We start from the raw sequence: 1090 nt of genomic DNA on the forward strand, positions 1-1090 counted from the left end.
ACCAGGGACCAGCCCACGTCCACCGGCGAGACCCCACCCGTGGCCAGCGGCAGCAGCCGCTCCGCCTGACCCGCCAAAGCCTCCGGCGACTTCGCCGACAGCACCCACGGCACCGCCGGAAGTACGGCTGCGGACGCGTTGCGGAGTTCGGGGAGCATCGTGTCGGCGTCGCACGGCACATTCCGCCCGCGCAGTGCAATTGCCGTGTTCGTCACCTGGCGGACAGCCGGAGCGTCCTTGCTGAGTACCGAAACGGTCAGAGCATTCCCGTCGCCGAGGCACTGCCGAGCGAGTGCGGTGAGGACTCCGTCCGGGCCGAGCTCCACGAACTGGGTGGTGTCCAGGGCAGCGAGCGCACTGACGCCGTCGGCGAAACGGACCGCCCGGCGGACGTGGTCCACCCAGTAGTCCGCGGTCAGCAGTTCCTCCCCCGCGACGGTGCCGGTGACGTTGGAGACGACCGGGATGCGCGGGGCGTGGAAGGTGAGACCGGCGGCGATCCTGCCGCCGATGGAGTGGCCGAGCAGGTAGTCGGGGGTGACGCCCCAGTGCTCCATCAGCCGGAACAGCGCGACCTCGACGGCGAACAGGCCGGCCTGCGTGTAGACGGTCCTGTCGAGCAGGTCCGACTCGGCGTCGAAGACCAGTTCCTTGACCGGCCGGTCCAGGTGCTTGTCCAGCTCCACGCAGACGGCGTCGAGGGCGTCGGCGAACACCGGGAACGCCTCGTACAGCTCACGGCCCATCCCCGCCCGCTGCGAGCCCTGACCCGAGAACAGGAAGGCGGTCCTGCCCGGGGCCTCGGAGATCTGCGGGGGAAGCGACGGGACGCCGTATCCGTCCGGCGACTCCTCCACGATGACGTGCGCGTTGGTGCCGCTGATCCCGAACGACGACACACCCGCCCGCCGCGGTTCACGGCGGGAAGGCCAGGCGATCGGCGTCTTGACGAGTTCCACCGCGCCCGTCGACCAGTCCACCTCGGAGGACGGACGGTCGACGTTCAGGGTCTGCGGCAGGACGCCGTGGCGCATGGCCATGACCATCTTGATGATGCCGGCGACGCCGGCGGCGGCCTGGGTGTGGCCGA

Annotated in this window: 1 protein-coding gene; it reads right to left on the bottom strand. The window is 70.5% G+C overall.

The genetic code is table 11. The annotated features are described in order from the left end of the window. A partial coding sequence (locus A2U95_RS00085; protein ID WP_166020131.1) for an acyltransferase domain-containing protein occupies positions 1-1090 on the bottom strand: 1090 nt, incomplete at both ends.

It is taken from the genome of Streptomyces chilikensis (assembly GCF_001642695.1).
GTDB classification, from domain to species: Bacteria; Actinomycetota; Actinomycetes; order Streptomycetales; family Streptomycetaceae; genus Streptomyces; species Streptomyces chilikensis.